Origin of the sequence: Pseudomonas sp. PA-4-8C (assembly GCF_021606625.1) — a bacterium.
Taxonomy (GTDB): Bacteria; Pseudomonadota; Gammaproteobacteria; order Pseudomonadales; family Pseudomonadaceae; genus Aquipseudomonas; species Aquipseudomonas lactis.
Map to the genome: position 1 here is coordinate 1 of NZ_WKCD01000045.1, position 20,016 is coordinate 20,016.

Consider the following 20,016-nt stretch of genomic DNA (forward strand, 5'->3'; position numbering starts at 1 on the left):
CCGCCAGTGATTTGGGGGGCCGCCGCCACGCGCCATCCATGGCGCGGGGCGGCTAAACCGGCATCCCTGCCGGTTTACCCCCCAAATCCCTGTCGAATTCCGGCCAGCGTGGTTTGACGGGGCGCCTAAGATCAAAAGCAGATCAAGATCAAGAGCGACTCGCTTCGCATCGTGGTTACCGTTGAGCGTTACGGTGTTGTGTAGATACCTATGGCTATCAGCTCCCACAGTTGGAATGCGTGTGTGCTTAGAAGAACCGCGTCACGCTGATCTTCGCATCACGCCCTTTGGTGTACGCCCGGTCGCCGCTCAAGGCCGGGCGGAAGTTTTTGTTGAACAGGTTGTCCACCGTGAAGTTCACCTCGGTGCCTTTGAGGTACGCCTGCTGCGGTGTCCATTTGGCGAACAGGCCCTGGGTGTTGTAGCGCTTGTTGCCGTACTGGTCGTAGAACAGATCGCCGATGCTGGAGCCTGGGCCGCCGGAGTATTTGTCGCTGGGCAGGCGGTCGGTGGCGCCGATGAATTGGCCCATCCAGCCCACTTGGGCATCCCAGGCCGGGATGTGGGTGCCCAGTACCAGCACCCATTTGGTCGGCGGGATGTCCCGCGCTGCCACGTCCGGGCCCCAAGGGTTGGTGTAGGCGCCTTGGTGTTGGCCCTTGGCATAGGCGAACGACACCGAGCCAAACAGGTAGGTGGAGTTGTAGATCGATTCGAGCTCAACGCCCTTGATGGTCAGGCTGCCGATATTGCGGTAGTTGGACATCGGCCCAGGCGGGCAAGCTGAAGCGATGCTGCCGCCGTTGATGGCCTGGTTCTGGCAGCCTACGCCGGTGGCCTTGAAGATCTCGTCTTCGACCTTGTTGTGGAACAGGGTGGTGCGCAGTTGCAGGTTGTCGTCCTGGGCGATCAGGTTGTCGAAGCTGGTGATGTTGCCCAGGGTGATGGAGGTGATGCGCTCCGGGTCCAGGTCGACGCTGGTGGCGGTGCGGCTGCCCACACCCTGCACTTCGTATTGTTCGTCGATCACCGGGGCGCGCCAGGTCTGGCTCCAGTTGGCGAACAGCCCCACATTCGGCGTCACGGTCCAGAACAGCGCCAGGCGTGGCGACCAGCCGGTGTAGGTGCGGTCGCTGTAGTCGTGACCCACTGCCGGGTTGGGGTTGTTGTAGTAGGGCGCATCGTTGCCTTCGCCGCGGTTGCGCACATGGTCATAGCGCAGGGACGGTGTGATCGTCACATCGCCCAACGTCACCGCGTCCTGGATAAAGAAGCTGTTGGTATCGACTTTGCCGTGGGGCATGAAGCCCGGCTGGAAGTGCCCGTAGTTGTAGCGCGGCGTGTTGTAGATGGCGCCGGGCATCCACATTTCGGTTTCGCGGGTGTGCTTGCGGATTTGCCCGCCGACCGTCACGGCATGCTGCAAGGGGCCGGTGTCGAACAGGCTGACGTTACGGATATCCAGGAGCTTGTCGGTGTAGGCGGTGTCCATCTTGCGCCCGCCAGTGGCCAACTGGAAAAACGCCGTGGCGTCACGCTCATCGGTCTGCTCGGTGTTGGACTGGGAGTACTTGATGGTCAAGTCCACCAGCGGGTTGTCCAGCGGCTGGTATTCATACTTGCCCGACCAGGTGGTGTCGACCGTGTCACGGTGGGCGAGGAAACGCTTCAACGCGCCTTCGTAGCCGTAGCGGTCGATGTTGAACTGAGTCGGCGGCGTGGGGTAGCTGGCGGCGGAAAACGGGGTCCAGCGGTTGCTGTGGGAGCGCGAGTACGACAGCCCGACACTGTGCTCATCGGTAAAGTGTGCGTTGACCTTGAACAGCTTGCCGTCCACATCCTGGGCGCTGTTGGGCAGGCGCTGGGGGTTGATCGGGTACTCATTGTTGTCGTTGGGTAACTTGGCGGCCACTTTCATATCGCCGCCGTCGCGTTGGGTCAGGTAGGCCAGCGCATCGAAACGGCCGTCGTCGGTACGGCCATACACGGCACTGCTGTAGACCTGCTCATGGTCGTTGCTGGAGTAGCCATATTTGAGCATCGCACCGCTGTTGCGGCCGTCCTTGAGCAGGTCCGGGGCGTCCTTGGTGACCATGTTGACCGTGCCGCCGAAGCCGCCATTACCGGTGAAAGGCGAGTTGGGGCCTTTTTCCACTTCGATGCGCTTGATCAGCTCGGGCTCGATAAACACCGTGCCTTGCTGGTAACGCTCAAAGCCCGTCTTGGTGGCGCCGTCGACGGTCAGCGGTACATCTTCGGCATCGCCGAAACCGCGGATGTTGATGGTTTGGCCACCGGGTTTCAAGGAGCCGCCCTGGCTGACACCGGGCAAGGTCTGCAACAGGCTGGGGATGTTATTGGACTGGTAGCGGTCGATGTCGGCCTGGGTCAGGGTGGAGCGGTTGACGGTGCTGGCGTTCACCTCATTGCCGGTGCCGATCACGCTCAGGGTGTCCAACTGGATCGCGCCACCGCTGGTGGTTTTACCCGCATCGGGGCGCACCACGTAGGTACTGCCGACCTTGAGCAGGATGAGTTCGCCGTTTTTGAGCAGGGAGCGAATGGCCACTTCCGGGGTGTAGTCACCGTTAAGCGCCGGGGCCTGCACGTTCTTGAGCAGGGTTTCATCGAACAGCAGCTGGATTTTCGCCTGCTGGGCCACCTGGCTCAAGGATGTGGCCAGCGACTGGGCCGGCAGGTGCAGCTTGAACGACTCGGCTTCGGCGCTGAGGCTCAAGGCCAGGCACGTAGCCATGAGTGTCGGTCGAAGAAACAGGTGCGAAGCGTGGCAAGGCGCGCGAAACATGAAATCCCCCGGAGCGGCTAAATAGCCAAAAAGGTGTGCGTATCAAACACAGACAGGAGGAAGACGGGGCAGGCAAAAAAAACCACACATGCGAATGCAAAATATTCTCATGTGTGATGTTGCGGCCTATTTGCTCGGCTCGATTCTGATAGTGCCGTCAGCCGAGAGCACGGTTTTCACCGGCAACAACGCGGGTAATGCCTTGAGCAGGGCGTCTGGGTCATTCACGTCAAGGTTGCCCGATACCTTGAGCTGCGCGACGGCCTTGCTCACCTGCAACGACGTCTGCGGGCGGTACAGGCTCAGCTCGTCGATCAGGCTGGCCAGTTCGCGATTGCGAAATGACAAGTGCCCGCTGCGCCAATCGGCGACCTCTTCGGCGTTGAGGGTTTGTTGTTGCACGGTGCCTTTGGCGTAGTTGTAGGAGGCGCGTTGCTGGGCGCCGAGCAGGGTGACGGGGCTTTTGCCATTTGGCTCGAAAGCGACCTGGCCATGGGCAACGCTGACCACCAATTGTTGCTGCCCGCGGCGCACATCCAAAGCAGTGCCCACCACCCGTACGCTCGACTCGCCGGCTTGCACGTAAAGGGGGCGCTCCTTGTCGGCGGCCACTTCGATATACAGCTGGCCCGTGTCCAGGTGCAGCACCCGATGATGGGCGCTGAAGTCCACGCGGATATTGGTGTTGGCATTCACATACAAGGTACTGCCATCGGGCAGAGTCAACGTGCGCATGCCCTTGGCTTGGGTGGCCACCTGGCTGTGAAACAGCTCGCGCGGCGCGCCGATAGAGGTCGCCAACACGGCGCAGAGCACGGCGGCGGCCACCGCCAGGGCAGGGCGCCACAAGGCGGGCTTGCGCTTGGGCAGTGCCAGCGGTTTGTTCAGTTGTTGCAACTGGGCGAGGTCGGCCCACAGCTGTTCGAATTCGGCATAGGCGCGCGCATGGGCGGGCACCGCCTGCCAGGCGGCAAAGGCTTTACGGTCGGCGCGGCTGACTTCGTTGCGGTTGCGTGCAAACCAACTGGCAGCTTGGGCGTCGATGCAATCGCTCGCTTGGCTGTCCAGCGCGTCTGTGTCGCTCGGGCGGTTCATTCTGGCTGCTCCGTGCCGGTGTCGGGTTGAAGGCGTCGCTTGCAGTGCAGCAGGGCAAAGGCGATGTGCTTTTCCACCATGCTGGTGGAGATGCCCATGCGCGTTGCGATCTGTGCCTGGCTCAAGCCTTCGAAGCGGTGCAGCATAAGGGCTTCTCGGCGGCGGGGCGAGAGTTCGGCGAGGACTTCTTTCAACTGTTCCAGGCGTTGCAGGCGCAGGGCGGCGGCCATGGGGTCGTTGTGCTCTTCGGTGACCGGCTCGGCATCCATTTCGGCGTGATCAGGGTGGGCGGTTTGCCGTACCTTCTGTTTGCGCCAGTGATCGCGCAGCAGGTTGCGCGCCATCTGGAACAGAAACGCCCGCGGCTGCTCGACCTTGGCGCGGTCGCGGTAGCCCAGCCATTGGGTAAACACATCTTGGGCCATGTCCGCCGCGTCGCTGGCGTTGTCCGTGCGTTTACGCAGGAAATACAGAATGTCTGCATAAAACCCGCGACAGGCATCGGCCGACGACGGGTCGGGCTGGGGACGAGACATGGATATCCTTCTTGACGAAGCTCGGCTTGGAGAAGTCGTGAATGATATCGAGAACTATTGTCATTTGTCTCTGTTAATGTGCCCTCTTCTGTAGGAGCGAGCTTGCTCGCGAAAAACCAACAGGCGACACGAACTCCCGATGTGCTGCGTTATCGTTGGCGTTCTTCGCGAGCAAGCTCGCTCCTACAGGGGCGGGGGTTTACTTCAGAAGTGTTTTCAGTTGCTCGATCCCTGCTTCGCCCAGAGGGAATACCGGCAGGCGTGGATTACCCACTTCCAGCCCGGTCAAGCGCAACCCGGCCTTGATCGTCGCCGGCAGCCCGCCTTTGAGGATGAATTGCAGCAATGGCAACTGTCGGTAGAACAGCTCGCGCGCCTTGTTCAAATCATCGGCCAGTACGGCCTGATACAGGCTCAGGTTCAGTTGCGGGATCAGGTTCGGCGCGGCGGTGCACCAGCCTTTGGCGCCAGCCGCGAAGGCTTCCAGCGCCAGCGGGTTGCAGCCGTTGTAGAACGGCACGTCACTTTGCAGTTTCAACTGGTGCATGCGCTGGATGTCGCCAGTGCTCTCCTTGACCATTGTCACGTTCTCGACCTGCTTGAGAATCCTCAGGATCAGCTCCACCGACATGTCGGTGCCGCTGGTGGCCGGGTTGTTGTAGAGCATGATCGGCACGCCGATGCTGTCGCCGATGGCGGCGTAGTGAGCGAGGATTTCCGCTTCACTGAGTTTCCAGTACGAGGCCGGCAGCACCATGACCACATCGGCGCCGTGTTCTTCGGCGTAGCGGGCGCGACGCACGGCCTTGTCGGTGGTCAGGTCGGACACGCTGACAATAGTCGGCACGCGCTTGGCGACTTTCTTGATGCTGTAGGCACTGACTTCATCCCACTCGGCATCGCTCAGGTAAGCGCCTTCACCCGTGCTGCCCAAGGGCGCAATGGCGTGGACGCCGCTGTTGATCAAGCGGTCGATAGAATGCCCGAGGGCGTCGAGGTCAACGCGTTGGCCGTCGGCGCTGAAGGGGGTGATGGTGTAGCCGATGATGCCGTGAATGGTTGGGTTGGACATGGGGAAAACTCCGGTCGAAAAAGGGGCAATCAGTTCAGGCAATCGGCGTGCTTGCGCAGGTTTTGCCGGGCGTAGTAGTTGAACGCGGCGCCGTGGCGCTTGGGCTTGGAGATCCAGTCATGGGCCTCGCGCCCCAGCTCCGGCAGGATCGGTTTGACCGTGCCCGCAGACATCGCCAGCAACTGCAACTTGGCAGCCCGTTCGATCAGCTGCGCAATCACGCAGGCTTCTTCGATGTTGGCCCCGGTGGACAACTGCCCGTGGTGCGAGAGCAGGATGGCGCGCTTGTCGCCCAGGGCCGTGGTGATGATTTCCCCTTCTTCATTGCCCACCGGCACGCCGGGCCAGGCTTCCAGGAACGCGCAGTCTTCGTACAGCGGGCAAAGGTCCATGTGCGACACCTGCAGCGGTACTTCCAGCATCGACAGCGCGGCGATGTGCGTGGGGTGGGTGTGGATGATGCAGTTTACATCCGGTCGACCGCGGTACACCCAGGTGTGAAAACGGTTGGCGGGGTTGGGAATGCCGTGGCCTTCCAGCACCTCCAAGTCTTCGTTGACCAGCAGCAGGTTGCTGGCGGTGATTTCGTCAAAACCCAGGCCCAACTGCTGGGTGTAGTAGGTGCCGGGCGCCGGCCCACGTGCGGTGATCTGCCCGGCCAGGCCGGAGTCGTGGCCGTACTCGAACAGGATTCGGCAGGTCAGCGCCAGCTTTTGCCGGTCGGTCCACGTATTATCTGCCAGGCTGTTTTGCATCTGGCTCAGTGCTTGCTTGACCAGTTGGTCTTTTGGGAGTGCTAATGTCTTGGCCATATCGGTGTCCTTTGGGTGGTTCAATGGACGTCGGATTTGCTGGTCGCCCGCTGCTCGCAAGGTCGTTGGGTGAATGCAAATGACACTAAAGATGCTATATGACACTTTGTGTCATTGGCAAGCCTGTCTCATCGCTTTCTGCATGGATTAACCGCAGCAAATGTCTATCCGCTTGAAAATATTAAGAAAAAAACTTGGCGTGACCCTGGAAGCCCTGGCCGAAAAATCCGGGATGACCAAGAGTTACCTGTCGAAAGTCGAGCGCGGGCTCAATACGCCTTCCATCGCTGCGGCGTTGAAACTGGCCAAGGCATTGAACGTGAAGGTCGAAGAGCTGTTCAGCGAAGACAACGTCAGCCTCGACAGCTACAGCCTGGTGCGCAGCCACGAGCGGCCCGACACCTCGCCGGGTTATGCGGTGCTGGCTCATCAAGTCAGCGAGCGCAGCCTGTTGCCGTTCATCATCTACCCACCGGCGCAGTTCACCGACAAGACCTTCAAGGAGCACCTGGGGGAGGAGTTTTTATTCGTGCATGAAGGCCAGGTTGAAGTGGATTTCATGAACGAGCGCGTGCTGCTGGAGCGCGGCGATGCGCTGCATTTCAACGCGCAGAAACCCCACCGGATTCGCTCGGTGGGAGAGGTGCAGGCGCAGTTGCTGGTGGTGGTGCACAGCGCTGAGGAGTGAGCCTTCTTACTCATTGAAATGCAGTCAATGTGGGAGCTGGCTTGCCTGCGATAGCGGTGTATCAGTGCCAGATGGGCCAACAGACAGGCCGCTATCGCAGGCAAGCCAGCTCCCACATTTTGATCAGCGTTCCACAGGGACTGATAGTGCCGGATTGCCCAGCGGATGCGTACGCGCCGCAAAGAACTTCAGCGTTACGCCACTGCCCTCGAACAGCTCCGAATATCGCCGCTTCTGCTGACGAATAAACCCATCACTGCGCCCCGACACCGAGATCGCCAGGGTGCTGATGCTGGCCTGGCCAATAGCATCCACCAGGTGTTTATCCTGCGGCCCCAAGTCATGGCCGAAGATGCACAGTGCGCCTTCATGGCTCAACAGTTGTTCATAACAGAACGACAGATAATCCGAACTGCGGATACTTTTGAGCTTCTCCTGCACCTTGCCTTCACTGACGAACAGCGGCACATCGTCGAGGGTTTTGATCGTGTTATTGATGGCAAAACTGCTGAGCAGGGTGCTGTCAGTGGACGGCAATTTGCGCGCCGTGCCGTCAAGGTTGCGCACCAGGTGCAAGCCGCCGTGCAGGTACAGGATGCGGGTGATGTCGGTGCGCGTATTGCGCAGGTCGAAGCTTGAGTCGGTGCTGCGAAACAGGTCGTCGATGCCCGGTGCGTGCAGGGTCGCCCAGTAGTTGAGCAAGTCGTAGTTACTGGTGAAGACGGTGGCGTAGGTGGCCAATTCTGCGTGGATCGTCGCCAGCGTCGACGGCTGCACCAGGCGCCAGGGAATGTGCACGGTATGGATGGTGTTGATCAGCGCTTCCTTGATCGCGTAGTAGCGGTTACGCGGTGCCGCCGAACTGACCGCCAGGGCCTTGTTGACCCGGCTGGTGGTTTTCAAGGCGCCCAGAGCTTGCTCGAAACTGCGGGTTTGCAAGGCGTCGAACACGCTGAGTTCGGAGGGGGTCAGGGGCTTTTCTTCGACGGTACGGGCGTTTTCGAACAGCGAGTCGTAGGCGAAGTCTTCCCAGATCGTGCGGCTGGCGCCGTTACCGATCAGAATCCCGCTGAAGTCGACGGCAGCGCGCAGGGCACTCCAGTCTTCAAGGTGGGCGTCAATATCCTGGAAATCCTTCATTGCGGCGGGTCTACTCGAAATCGGCTGGGGGGTGACTTTATCACGAGCCGGCATTGATCCTGATCAAGATGCGCTACGCGGTACAGGTTGATTCTGTCGGCATAAAGCCTTTGAGGATCGATCATGAGCAGCACGTTTTTCATCCCCGCCGTCAACATCATGGGCATTGATTGCCTCGACGAAGCGATGACCGCCATTCGCAACTACGGCTTTGGCAAGGCGTTGATCGTCACCGACGCCGGTCTGGCCAAAGCCGGTGTGGCTGGCATGATCGCCGAGAAGCTGGCGATGCAGGATATCGACTCGGTGATCTACGACGGCGCCAAGCCCAACCCCAGCGTGGAAAACGTCGAAAAAGGCCTGGCATTGCTGCAACAGAGCGCCTGCGATTTCGTGGTGTCCCTGGGCGGCGGTTCGCCCCATGACTGCGCCAAGGGCATCGCACTGTGCGCCACTAACGGTGGGCGTATCGGCGACTACGAAGGCGTCGACCAATCGAGTAAGCCACAACTGCCGCTGGTGGCCATCAACACCACGGCTGGCACGGCTAGCGAGATGACACGTTTTTGCATCATCACCGACGAAAGCCGCCACGTAAAAATGGCCATCGTCGATCGCAATGTCACGCCGCTGCTGTCGGTCAACGACCCGGCCCTGATGGTCGGCATGCCCAAGGGCCTCACCGCCGCCACGGGCATGGATGCGCTGACCCACGCCATCGAAGCCTACGTGTCCACCGCCGCAACACCGATCACCGACGCCTGCGCGATCAAGGCCATCGAGTTGATCAGCGCCAACTTGCGCCTGGCGGTCCGCGACGGCACTGACAAGGCTGCACGGGAGAACATGGCCTATGCGCAGTTCCTCGCTGGCATGGCCTTCAACAATGCGTCCCTGGGTTTTGTGCATGCCATGGCCCACCAATTGGGCGGCTTGTACGACCTGCCCCACGGTGTGTGCAACGCGGTGTTGTTGCCTCACGTACAAAGCTTCAACGCCAGTGTTTGCGCCAAACGCTTGAGCGACGTGGGCCGGGCTCTTGGTGCGGATATCAAGGGCATTACCGCTGAAGAGGGCGCCCAGGCCGCGATTGCGGCGATTCGTCGGTTGTCCCAAGACGTGGAAATTCCTGCTGGTTTGCGTGAGCTTGGCGCTAAGTTGCAGGACATTCCGTTGCTGGCCAGCAATGCGCTGAAGGATGCCTGCGGGCTGACTAACCCTCGGCGGGCGGATCAGCGTCAGATTGAGGAGATCTTTCGTAGCGCGTTTTGATAGGCATAGGTACCTACACAACGTTGGCGCGACGTTGGGCTTGTGGCGAGGGAGCTTGCTCCCGTGACGGCCTGACAGCCGACGCTTATCTACCTGCCACCCCGCGATCAAACTGTGGGAGCTGGCTTGCCTGCGAAGACGGCCTGACAGCCGACGCCAATCTACCTGACACCCCCGCGAACCAACTGCGGGCTTGCTCGCGAAGGCGGCCTGACGGTCAACACAGTTGGAGTGTGTACATATCCATTGCTGCGGTAACGGCCGCTTAGGGTTCCGCCCTGACGGCGGGTCACTTTGGAAAAGCCCCAAAGTAACCAAAGGGCTCTTGCCCCACCACTCGGCACCTCGCTTAGGCTCGGTGTGCCCGTAATCCGCCAGTGATTTGGGGGGCCGCCGCCACGCGCCATCCATGGCGCGGGGCGGCTAAACCGGCATCCCTGCCGGTTTACCCCCCAAATCCCTGTCGAATTCCGGCCAGCGTGGTTTAACGGGGCGCCTGAGATCAAGATCACAAGCAGATCAAGAGCAAGATCAAGAGCGGCTCGCTTCGCATCGTGGTTACCGTCTGCTGTTACAACCCACAAAGTTGTGTAGATACCTATGGCCATCCCAGGCAACCCAGCTCCCACACCGAATGGTGTCCACCGCGGTTTTTATGGTCCTCAATCACCCCGCTGAATACTTCTTCAACAACCGCCAACCACAGGTCTAGGGTGACGCAACAATAAAAACAGCAGGATGCAGCAATGACCGCCATGACCCGCTGCCTGGACCGTCCTGGATGCATGCCACGGCTGTCCGCCCACCACCTGTTGCGTCCGCGCTTGTCACAGCCTTTGCTCGCGGCGCAGGCGCGTGTGAGGTTGCTGTGCGCGCCGGGTGGCAGCGGCAAGAGTGCGCTGCTCGCCGAGTGTGCATTGCAGGCGCCGGCGGGATGCCTGGTTCATTGGATGCCGCTCCATGGCGCAGCACTCAGCCCATTGGAGTTGTGCACACGGCTGGCGCAACAGCTGGGCCTGGTGTTTATCGATGAAGCCACCTTATTGCTCGACCTCAGCCGCTGGCCCAATCCTGCGTGGCTGTTTCTGGATGACTTCTGCCGCCTGCCGGGCCCCGAATTGGACGCGTTGCTCGACCGTCTGCTCAGCGCCAGCAGTGCGCAACTGACGTGGTGGCTGGGTGCGCGGCGGCGCCCGGTGTGCAACTGGCCGCGCCTGTTGCTGGAGGATGAATTGCTGGAGTGCAGTGAGTTGTCGTTCAGCGCTGCGGAGGTCCAGGCGCTGCTCGCCCCAGGGCAGAACGTCGACAGTGTGATGCAATTCAGCGGCGGTTGGTGTGCCGGTGTGCGCATCGCCGCGCTGGGCGATAACCACCCTGATAAGACCTTGCTGGATTACCTGCAACACGAACTCTTCAGCACCTTGTCGGCGCCACTGGCCGAAGCCTGGCGTGTACTGGCTCACTTGCCGCGTTTTAACCTGAGCCTGTGCGAACACCTGTTCGGCGATGGCGACGGCGATCAGTACCTGCGCGAGCTACAGGCGCTCGGGGCGTTTATCCAGCCCTGGGAAGACACCAGCGACTGGCTGCACATCTTCCCACCGTTGGCGCGCCTGCTGCGCGACGAACCCTGGCCGGCCAAGCGTTCGTGGCACCGCCGCGCCTGCCAGTGGTTCAGCGCCGAGCGCGACTGGCAAGCCGCCTTCGAGCAGGCGTTGCTGGCGCAGGAATATGAAGTGGCGGTGAGCCTGTTGCAGCACTTCAGTTTCGAGGATTTGTTTCGCCAGCAGAACGCCGTGTTGCTGTTACGCCTGCATGAACAGCATGGCGATGAGTTGATGTTGGGTTCCGCGCAGTTGGTGGGGCTGCTCACGGCCGCGTTGTTGTTCGCCGGGCGATTCGAACAGGCGGCCTTGTGCATCGAGCAACTGGCCCGCTTTGCCCCGCAACCGACGGCCGCCGCGCAACGCTATCTGCTGGCGCGCTGGCAGGCGCAATGGGGCTGGTTGCTGCATTTGAGCGGCGATGCCGAACGCTCCCGTGAGCACTTTCTCGAAGCCCTGCAAGCGCTGCCTGACAGCGCCTGGACATCACGGCTGATGTGCCTGTCGGGCCTGACCCAGCAAGCCTTGCTGCGCGGTGAGTTGGAGGCCGCCCAAGGCTTGAACCGTGAAGCGCTGTGCCTGGCCCGGGCCCACGGTTCGCTGGTATTGGAGGCCCTGCTGGAGTTGGACCACGCCCAGTTGCTGGAGCAGCGTGGCGCGCCGTACCGTGCACAGAGCCTATTGGAGACGGTGCAGGCGATGTTGGCCGGGCAACGTCTCACCGCCGGGCCGTTGGTGGGGCGTATTGTCCTGCGGCGCGGGCATCTAGCCTTGCGTCGGGGCCAGGACGGCCTGGCCGCTGAATGTTTCGAGGCTGGCTTGAGCATGTGCCTGCAGAGCCAGGACAAGCGCGTGCTGTATGGCTTTCTGGGCCTGGCGCTGTTGGCAGCCAATCGTGGCGACTACGCCCAGGCGTTCATTCAATTGCGCGACGCCGAGCGCCTGATGCAGCAGCGTCAGGTACCCGACACGGTGTACCGCGCGGTACTGCTACTGGTCAGTGGGCACTTCTGGTTGCAGCAAGGCCGCGCCGAATTGACGGTGCAAGCCGTGCGCCGGGTGTTGCGCCACTTTCGCGGGCCTTGCGCCAAGCAGGCACCGCCGGCCACCTTGGAGCTGATCCCGCGCCTGGAGTATTTGCTGGTGCTGGCCGAGGTCAAGCTGGGCTGCGCCGAGCAACCCATTGCGCGGCTCAATGCCTTGCTCGACACCTCACGGCAACGCGGCATGCTGTGCCTGGAAACCGAATTGCACCTGGTGCTCGGTGAAGTGACCTGGCAACTGGGCGACCCGGCGTTGGCGCGCCGGTCGCTGCAAGCGGGCTTGGCGCTGGCAGAGCGTTGCCAGGTGCAGCAGGCGGTCCGCGAGTTGCGTTTACGCGCGCCGGGGCTTTTGAGTGAGCTGGGCCTGGAGCCCCAGGCCGCGCCTGCCGGGGCGGCGCAAAACCCGCTGAGCCAGCGTGAGCTGGAGGTGCTGCAACTGATCGCGCTCGGCAACTCCAACCTGGAAATCGCTGATCGCCTGTATATCTCCCTGCACACCGTCAAGACGCATGCGCGGCGTATCCACAGCAAACTTGGGGTAGAGCGACGCACCCAGGCGGTGGCCAAGGCGAAGACGTTGGGCTTGATGGTCTAGGCGCAGAATGCCTGGCGGTATTGGCTCGGCGTGGCGCCCATGGCGTGGCGAAAGCGCTGGTTGAAATGGCTGGCGCTGGAAAAACCGCACAGCAAGGCCACCTCACTGATCGCTAAAGCACTGCTGCGCAGCAGGTTTTGCGCGCGCGCCAGACGCCGTGCCAGCAGGTATTGATGGGGCGGCACACCGAAGCTTTGGCGGAACATCCGGGCGAAATGGTATTCGGACAGCGCGCACATGGCGGCCAACTGGCCGAGGCTGATGGCGTCTTCCATATGCTGGTCGATGTACTCTACCAACCGCCGCCGTTGGTGCGCGGCCAACCCGCCTTTCAAGCGCAGGCCTTCGCGGGCGCCGACCTGGCTGAGCAAGGTATGGCTGAGCAGTTCATGGGCCAGGCTGCTCGTCAGCAGTCGCTCGCCGGGCTCGTGCCAGTTGAGGCTGACCAACTGGTGAAAACGCCGGGCCTGGAAGGGGTCTTCAAGGAAGGTGCCCTCACGCAATTGCAACTCCCGTGGCTCACGGTCCAGCAGGGTGACGCAGCCGAGGGCAAATTGTTCCGGGCTGAAATACAGGTGGGCCAGGCGAATATCGCCATTGATCACCCAGGCCGACTGATGCTCGGCCGGCAGGATGCACAGTTTGTCTGGGCCACCCTTGAGGCCCGGCTGATCACGCCGAAAGGTGCCCGTGCCGCCGCCGATGTAGCAGGACAAGGTGTGATGGCTGGGGGCCTGGTAATCCTGGGCGTCATGGTGGTTGCTCCACACGGCCGCAGCCAACCCGTCACCGAGCTCGGCGCAGGCTTGCAAGCGTGCGTGGGGCGAGCGGTTGAGGGCTTGGAAGACGTGCAGCGATTGCAGCTCTGGCATGGTGTGTTCTCCGACACTTTGCATCCTACGCTCCACCGCTGGTGCTGTGAGCCCATCGCCCGACAAAAGCGCAAGAATGTGCAAGAGCCTGCGAGGGGGTGAAGGCCACACTGAGGCTCAATCGACGGAGCCGGCTATGAATCTTTTCCTGTACCTACTCACCGTACTCATCTGGGGCACCACTTGGATCGCCCTCAAATGGCAGTTGGGCGTGGTCGCGATTCCTGTGTCGATTGTCTATCGCTTCGGCCTGGCCGCTCTGGTGCTGTTCGTGCTGTTGCTGCTCAGCCGCAAGTTGCAGGCGATGAACCGGCGCGGGCACTTGATCTGCCTGGCGCAGGGGCTGTGCCTGTTCTGCGTCAACTTCATGTGCTTTCTCACCGCCAGCCAATGGATCCCCAGTGGCCTGGTGGCGGTGGTGTTCTCCACGGCGACCTTGTGGAACGCGCTCAATGCCCGGGTGTTTTTCGGCCAGCGGGTGGCGCGTAACGTGCTGATGGGCGGCGCGCTTGGGCTGCTGGGGCTGGGCTTTTTGTTCTGGCCGGAGCTGGTTGGGCATACCGCTAGCCCGCAAACCTTGTCGGGCCTGGGCTTGGCCCTGCTGGGCACCCTGTGCTTCTCGGCGGGCAACCTGTTGTCTAGCCTGCAACAGAAGGCCGGGCTCAAGCCGCTGACCACCAATGCCTGGGGCATGGCCTATGGGGCGGCGATGTTGGCGACCTATTGCGCGGTGCGTGGCATTCCCTTCGAGATGGACTGGAGTGCACGGTATATCGGTGCGCTGTGGTACCTGGTGATCCCGGGCTCGGTGATTGGTTTTACCGCTTACCTCACCCTGGTGGGCCGCATGGGGCCGGAGAAAGCGGCGTATTGCACGGTGCTGTTTCCGGTGGTGGCGCTGAATGTGTCGGCAGTCGCCGAGGGTTACCAGTGGACGGCGCCGGCCTTGATGGGGCTGGTGCTGGTGATGCTGGGGAATGTGCTGGTGTTTCGTAAGGCCCGTGCGCTCGATTGTTCCCACGCTCTGCGTGGGAATACCGCTCGGGACGCTCCGCGTCCGCTCTCGAGGCCATGACGCGGAGCGTCGGGTGAGGCATTCCCACGCGGAGCGTGGGAACGATCAACGGAGGTGCCCGCTTTATTTGAGGCCTAGCCGCTTGGCCATGCGCCCCAGGTTGGCGCGGTCCAGGCCCAGTTCGCGGGCGGCGCTGGCCCAGTTGTGCTGATGGCGTTCCAGGCAGGCGCTGATGAGTTGGCGCTGGTAGTGCTCGGTGGCCTGGCGCAGGTCGCCGCTGACCATGGTCAGGGCTTGGGCCGGTGCTTCTTCGGCCACCGCCGCAGTCACGTCGGGCAAGTCCAGGTCCAGGGCGCTCAGGCTGAGAATCTTCGGGCGCTCGCGGCAGTTGCCCAGGGCTTTCAACGCGCTGCGTCCGATCAAGTGCTCCAGCTCGCGCACATTGCCCGGCCAGCTGTAGGCCAGCAGGGCCGCCTGGGCATCAGTGGTCAAGCGCAGACTGCCCAGGCCCATGCGCGAACGGTTCTGTTCGAGGAAGAAGCCCGCCAACAGCAGCACATCACGCCCGCGCTCGCGCAGCGCTGGCACTTGCAGCGGGTAGACGCTCAAACGGTGGTAGAAGTCGGCGCGGTAGCGGCCATTGCGCACCTCTTCGGCGAGGTCGCGGTTGGTGGCGGCAATCAGGCGCACGTCCACCTGGTGCTCCTTGTCCGAGCCCAGTCGCTGTAACTGGCCGCTTTGCAGCACGCGCAGCAACTTGGCCTGCACGGTCAACGACAACTCACCCACTTCATCCAGGAACAGGGTGCCGCCATTGGCCAGTTCGAACTTGCCCCGGCGCTCGTTCAACGCGCCGGTAAAGGCGCCGCGCACATGCCCGAACAGTTCGCTTTCGACCAAGGTCTCGGGCAGGGCGGCGCAGTTGAGGCTGATCAGCGGTTTGTCGGCGCGCGAAGAGGCGGCGTGGATCGCCTGGGCCACCAACTCCTTGCCGACCCCGGTTTCGCCGGTGATCAGCACGGTCAGGTCGCTGCCGCCGACCAGCTTGATTTCCTCGACCAGGCGCTTGTGCGCTTTGCTCTGGCCGATCATTTCCTTGTGCTGCTGGCCGCTGGCCTGGCGATAGATCTCGGCGCGCTGGTGCTCGTCTTCGGCCCGCAGCGCCAGGCGCTCGATGCGCTCAGCCACGTTGACGGTGGCCGCGGCGAGGCTGGCGAAGGCTTGCAGGGCGTCCAGTTCGACCCGTTCAAACCGCTCGGTATCGAGGGCGTCCAGGGTCAGCAGGCCCCAGGGCTGGTCGTCGATAAACAGCGGGCAGCCCATGCAGTCGTGGACTTCCAAGTGGCCGTGCAAGCCGGCGACCAGGCCGTCATAAGGGTCGGGCAATTCGCTGTCACTGTCGAAGCGGGTAGGGCCGGGGCTGCTCAGCAGGATCTCGAAGCGCGGATGTTCGCTGACCTTGAAGCGTCGGCCCAAGGTATCGGCGCTCAAGCCGTCCACCGCCAACGGCACCAACCACTCGCCATCCAGGCGTAACAACGCGGCGGCGTCGCAGGGCAGCAGGGCGCGCATGGCTTGCAGCAGGCGTCGGTAGCGCTCGCCTTCGGGCAAGTCCCGGGACAGGTCAGCGACCAACGGAAGCAAGGTGGTGAGCAGGGGTTGTGCAGTCATAATGACTCCTTGTAGTCCTTATGACTATAAAGTGTAGGAGGTCATACTGACTACATAATATTTAACTCGTTGAAATTAAAGGATTTATAAGTTGGCATGATTGCTGACTGCTTTAAGGCAATCAGTAAGAAGACCCAGGAGTCTCCCATGCTTAGTGCCCAAGACCGTGCAATCATCAAATCTACCGTGCCCCTGCTGGAAAGTGGCGGCGAAGCGCTGATCACCCATTTTTATCGCATGATGCTGTCCGAGTACCCCGAGGTGCGCCCGCTGTTCAACCAGGCCCACCAGGCCAGCGGTGACCAGCCTCGCGCCCTGGCCAATGGCGTGCTGATGTACGCGCGGCATATCGACCAGTTGGACCAACTGGGCGACTTGGTGGCCAAGATCATCAACAAGCACGTGGCCTTGCAGATTCTGCCGGAGCATTACCCCATCGTTGGGGCCTGCCTGCTGCGGGCTATTTCCGAAGTGCTGGGCAGCGAGATTGCCACCCCCGAGGTCATGAGTGCCTGGGGCGCGGCCTACGGCCAGTTGGCGGACATTCTGATCGGCGCCGAAGCGGCCATCTACGACGAAAAAGCCCAGGCGCCCGGCGGCTGGCGGGGTGCGCGGCCGTTCCTGTTGGTCAAACGCGTGGAGGAGAGCGACGAGATCATCTCCTTCTACTTCGCCCCGGTGGACAACGGCCCGATCCTGGCCGCAGCGCCCGGCCAGTACATCGGCCTGAAACTGGTACTCGATGGCGAAGAGGTGCGTCGCAACTATTCCCTGTCGGCCCTCACTGACACCGGGATGTACCGCATCAGCGTCAAGCGCGAAGCGGGTGGGCGGGTCTCCAATTACCTGCATGACCAGATGCACGTCGGCGCGACCATTGACCTGTTCCCACCGTCGGGCGAGTTCACCCTGGCCGCCAGTGATAAACCGCTGGTGCTGATCAGCGGCGGGGTAGGCATTACGCCCACACTGCCGATGCTCGAAGCCGCCCTGGCAACCGAACGCCCGGTGCACTTCATCCACTGCGCTCGTAACGGCGGGGTACATGCCTTCCGTGATTGGGTGGACACCCTGGCGGCCCAGCATCCGCAGCTCAAGCGTTTCTACTGCTATGCCGAGGATGACGGCATCAGCCCGGCGGCAGACAAGGTCGGCATGCTCAACCAGGAGCAACTGGCGGCCTGGTTGCCCGAGCAGCGTGATATTGATGTCTACTTCCTGGGGCCCAAGGGCTTCATGGCGGCGGTTAAGCGGCATCTCAAGGCGCTGGGTGTGCCGCAGAAGCAGGCGCGCTATGAGTTCTTTGGGCCCGCGGCGGCGCTGGAATAGAGTTTGGCCAGTTGACCGTATCGGCATCATCGCGGGCAAGCCCGGCTCCCACAGAGGATCGCATTCCAATGTGGGAGCCGGGCTTGCCCGCGATGGCGTCCGCACAATCGCTACATTTGCCACGATTAATCCGCTGTTAACCCCTCTCTGTTTTAACCACTGCCTGTGTGTAAACTTGTTGCCATCAGGCACAACCATAATCAGAGAAAGGGAAAAACGGGGATGATTGACGACATGCGTTTAGGCAGGGAGCGGCGCTTTCTGGTGTTGCTGGGCATCATCTGCCTGGCGCTGATTGGCGGGGCGCTGTACATGCAAGTGGTGCTGGGCGAAGCACCGTGCCCGCTGTGCATTCTGCAGCGCTACGCCTTGCTGCTGATTGCGCTCTTCGCGTTCATCGGCGCCGCCATGCGCACCAAGGGCGCGCTGACGTTCTTTGAAGGGTTGGTGGTGCTCAGCGCCTTGGGTGGAGTGGCTGCGGCCGGCCATCACGTGTACACCCAGTTCTTCCCCCAGGTCAGCTGCGGTATCGATGTGTTGCAACCGATCGTCGACGACCTGCCCCTGGCCAAGGTGTTTCCCCTGGGCTTCCAGGTCGACGGCTTCTGCAGCACCCCCTACCCACCGATTCTCGGCCTGTCTCTGGCCCAATGGGCACTGGTGGCGTTCGTGCTGACGGCGATCCTGGTGCCCCTATGCATCTATCGCAACCGTCACCCCAAAGCCTGAGTCGCCGAGCCTGCCAAACGCTCCGTTCCTTCTGAATGAAGGCCGGAGCGTTTTTGTTTGTAGGGATTTGTGAAAGCACCGTGACGAGGGGCAACGGAAGGTGCGCGCAGCGTGCGACATGTTGTCACACGGACGCTGTCGCAGGACGTTTCTGACCCGCCGAATCAGCCCTTAAATTTGCACCCGGCGCACAAATTGTGCTGTCAGTTCGTGGTTCGTGCGGAGGCCCGATTTGTGTGCGGCCCCAACCCCTGCTGCCTCTATGAATGCCTTGTTTTATGGGGACTTGGACGGCATCCGCATGCCCTTACAAGCCGTAAGGGAAGTGGCACTGTGCCCAATAACACGGCAATTTTTGTGGTTTTTGTTGAGAATCGAACACGATAAGATCGCGAATCTTTGCAACTTTGGTGAAGGATTGTTGCTGGAATCGATAAAAATTATTTCTTTATAAGACATGGTTTATACATCGCTAGCTAACTACAATCGCCCGCACTGAATGTCCGGTGCTGTTCAATATTTGAGCATTGGAGCGGTCGAGGAGCAGATGGAAGGCTCAATGCGACCCCAGGTTCCGGCAGCCTTTCAACTATCCGCACCAAATGGAATTGGTCTGTAACAAGGCCTTTAGCCACGAAATCGAATAAGAACTCACTGCAGGTCCGTGAAACGTACAGTCATGACGTGTCGGGCAGGCTCTTATTCAATCGAAGAGAAATGCCAACCCTTGGCAGGGTGAAGTGTTGGCGATCAAAACCCAACTGCATTGCGCAAGCTGCTTTAGAGGTCGTGAGATGAGTAAAAACAGGTACCCCCGATTACTAGGCTTTTTGCCGCTGCTTGGCATGATGTTAATGCTGGGAGGCTGCAAGTGGACCTTGCTCGACCCAAAAGGACAGGTCGGTCTGGATGAACGAAACCTGATCATCACCGCTACCCTGCTGATGCTGCTGGTTGTGGTGCCTGTGATCGTGATGACCTTCGCCTTCGCCTGGAAATACCGCGCGTCCAACACCAGCGCGACCTACGCGCCGAAGTGGTCGCACTCCACCAAGATCGAGATCGCGGTGTGGCTGGTTCCGATCCTCATCATCATCGCCCTGGGTTACATCACCTATAAGTCGACCCACGCGCTGGACCCGTACCGTCCGCTGGAATCCGACGTCAAGCCTGTGAACATCCAAGTGGTCGCGCTGGATTGGAAGTGGCTGTTCATCTACCCGGACCTGGGTATCGCCACTGTCAACGAGATCCGCTTCCCGGAGCACACCCCGCTTAACTTCCGGATCACCTCCGACGCCGTGATGAACTCGTTCTTCATCCCTGCACTGGGTGGCCAGATCTACGCGATGGCAGGCATGCAGACCCGCCTGCACCTGATCGCCAACCAGAAAGCTGAAATGGAAGGCATCTCCGCCAACTACAGCGGCGCTGGCTTCACCGGCATGAAATTCAAAGCGATCTCGACAAGCCAGGAAGATTTCGACGCCTGGGTAGCTGCAGTCAAGGCCGCACCTAAACAGCTTGATCAAGCTGAATACGACGCTCTGACCAAACCGAGCCAGAACAACCCTGTCGCCTTGTACTCCGCGTATGAGCCGGACCTGTTTCAGAAAATCGTCGACAAGTACGAAGGTATGAAGCCAGGCAAGCCGGTCAAGCACGAGAAGAAAGAAGTGGCCGTGGTTGAAGGTTCTGATACGGGCGCGCATTCAACTGCTGGGGCAGAGGAGTAAA

The 20,016-nt window shown here is 61.2% G+C and carries 15 protein-coding genes; 7 read left to right on the plus strand and 8 right to left on the minus strand.

What is annotated here, in order from left to right; translation table 11 throughout:
* Positions 1-247 precede the first annotated feature (247 nt).
* The 5 genes from GIW04_RS10465 to GIW04_RS10485 all read right to left on the minus strand — a co-directional run bounded on the left by GIW04_RS10465 (position 248) and on the right by GIW04_RS10485 (position 6,321).
* Positions 248-2,806, minus strand: coding sequence for a TonB-dependent receptor (locus GIW04_RS10465; protein ID WP_057711913.1), 2,559 nt, complete (start codon positions 2,804-2,806; stop codon positions 248-250).
* A 126-nt stretch (positions 2,807-2,932) separates the two neighbouring features.
* Positions 2,933-3,901 carry a FecR family protein gene (locus tag GIW04_RS10470; RefSeq protein ID WP_120247634.1) on the minus strand — a complete coding sequence of 323 codons (969 nt, stop codon included), beginning with the start codon at positions 3,899-3,901 and terminating at the stop codon, positions 2,933-2,935.
* Positions 3,898-4,437: an RNA polymerase sigma factor gene (locus GIW04_RS10475; protein ID WP_120247635.1), complete on the minus strand. Its 540-nt coding sequence runs from the start codon at positions 4,435-4,437 to the stop codon at positions 3,898-3,900. Before GIW04_RS10475 ends, GIW04_RS10470 begins: the two co-directional genes overlap by 4 nt.
* Positions 4,438-4,636: 199 nt before the next feature.
* The gene (locus GIW04_RS10480; protein WP_120247636.1) at positions 4,637-5,509 is read right to left on the minus strand and encodes a dihydrodipicolinate synthase family protein; all 873 of its coding nucleotides are present in this window, start codon (positions 5,507-5,509) and stop codon (positions 4,637-4,639) included.
* Positions 5,510-5,538: 29 nt separating this feature from the next.
* Positions 5,539-6,321 (minus strand): aldolase, encoded by a 783-nt coding sequence (locus GIW04_RS10485; protein WP_003189384.1) that lies wholly within the window; start codon positions 6,319-6,321, stop codon positions 5,539-5,541.
* 160 nt (positions 6,322-6,481) lie between these two features.
* Between GIW04_RS10485 and GIW04_RS10490 the strand changes: the two genes are divergently transcribed.
* Entirely contained in the window at positions 6,482-7,009 is a 528-nt protein-coding gene (locus GIW04_RS10490; protein ID WP_003189385.1) for a helix-turn-helix domain-containing protein, read from the plus strand.
* 123 nt (positions 7,010-7,132) lie between these two features.
* Here GIW04_RS10490 and GIW04_RS10495 read toward each other — a convergent pair whose 3' ends face one another.
* The gene (locus tag GIW04_RS10495) at positions 7,133-8,149 is read right to left on the minus strand and encodes a DUF4917 family protein (protein ID WP_003189387.1); all 1,017 of its coding nucleotides are present in this window, start codon (positions 8,147-8,149) and stop codon (positions 7,133-7,135) included.
* Between the two features lie 123 nt (positions 8,150-8,272).
* On the opposite strand from GIW04_RS10495, the gene yiaY reads away from it, so the two are divergent.
* Both yiaY and GIW04_RS10505 read left to right on the plus strand, forming a co-directional pair.
* Complete coding sequence (gene yiaY, locus GIW04_RS10500; RefSeq protein WP_003189389.1) at positions 8,273-9,421, plus strand: L-threonine dehydrogenase; 1,149 nt, start codon at positions 8,273-8,275, stop codon at positions 9,419-9,421.
* A 746-nt stretch (positions 9,422-10,167) separates the two neighbouring features.
* On the plus strand, positions 10,168-12,663 hold the full coding sequence (locus GIW04_RS10505) for a LuxR C-terminal-related transcriptional regulator (protein ID WP_120248541.1): 2,496 nt from the start codon (positions 10,168-10,170) through the stop codon (positions 12,661-12,663).
* On the opposite strand, the gene GIW04_RS10510 is transcribed toward GIW04_RS10505, so the two are convergent.
* Positions 12,660-13,535: a helix-turn-helix domain-containing protein gene (locus GIW04_RS10510; protein ID WP_003194059.1), complete on the minus strand. Its 876-nt coding sequence runs from the start codon at positions 13,533-13,535 to the stop codon at positions 12,660-12,662. The two genes, GIW04_RS10505 and GIW04_RS10510, sit on opposite strands and share 4 nt — an antisense overlap.
* A 136-nt stretch (positions 13,536-13,671) precedes the next feature.
* Between GIW04_RS10510 and GIW04_RS10515 the strand changes: the two genes are divergently transcribed.
* Positions 13,672-14,610, plus strand: a complete 939-nt coding sequence (locus GIW04_RS10515) for a DMT family transporter (protein ID WP_120248543.1) — start codon at positions 13,672-13,674, stop codon at positions 14,608-14,610.
* Between the two features lie 63 nt (positions 14,611-14,673).
* Here GIW04_RS10515 and norR read toward each other — a convergent pair whose 3' ends face one another.
* Positions 14,674-16,221: a nitric oxide reductase transcriptional regulator NorR gene (norR, locus tag GIW04_RS10520; RefSeq protein ID WP_094774538.1), complete on the minus strand. Its 1,548-nt coding sequence runs from the start codon at positions 16,219-16,221 to the stop codon at positions 14,674-14,676.
* A 147-nt stretch (positions 16,222-16,368) separates the two neighbouring features.
* On the opposite strand from norR, the gene hmpA reads away from it, so the two are divergent.
* The 3 genes from hmpA to cyoA all read left to right on the plus strand — a co-directional run bounded on the left by hmpA (position 16,369) and on the right by cyoA (position 20,015).
* Positions 16,369-17,550, plus strand: coding sequence for an NO-inducible flavohemoprotein (hmpA, locus tag GIW04_RS10525; protein ID WP_003194056.1), 1,182 nt, complete (start codon positions 16,369-16,371; stop codon positions 17,548-17,550).
* Positions 17,551-17,772: 222 nt separating this feature from the next.
* Entirely contained in the window at positions 17,773-18,279 is a 507-nt protein-coding gene (locus GIW04_RS10530; protein ID WP_003194055.1) for a disulfide bond formation protein B, read from the plus strand.
* Positions 18,280-19,073: 794 nt separating this feature from the next.
* A complete protein-coding gene (gene cyoA, locus GIW04_RS10535) occupies positions 19,074-20,015 on the plus strand; it encodes a ubiquinol oxidase subunit II (protein WP_003194054.1) in 942 nt (313 codons plus the stop codon).
* Position 20,016 lies beyond the last annotated feature (1 nt).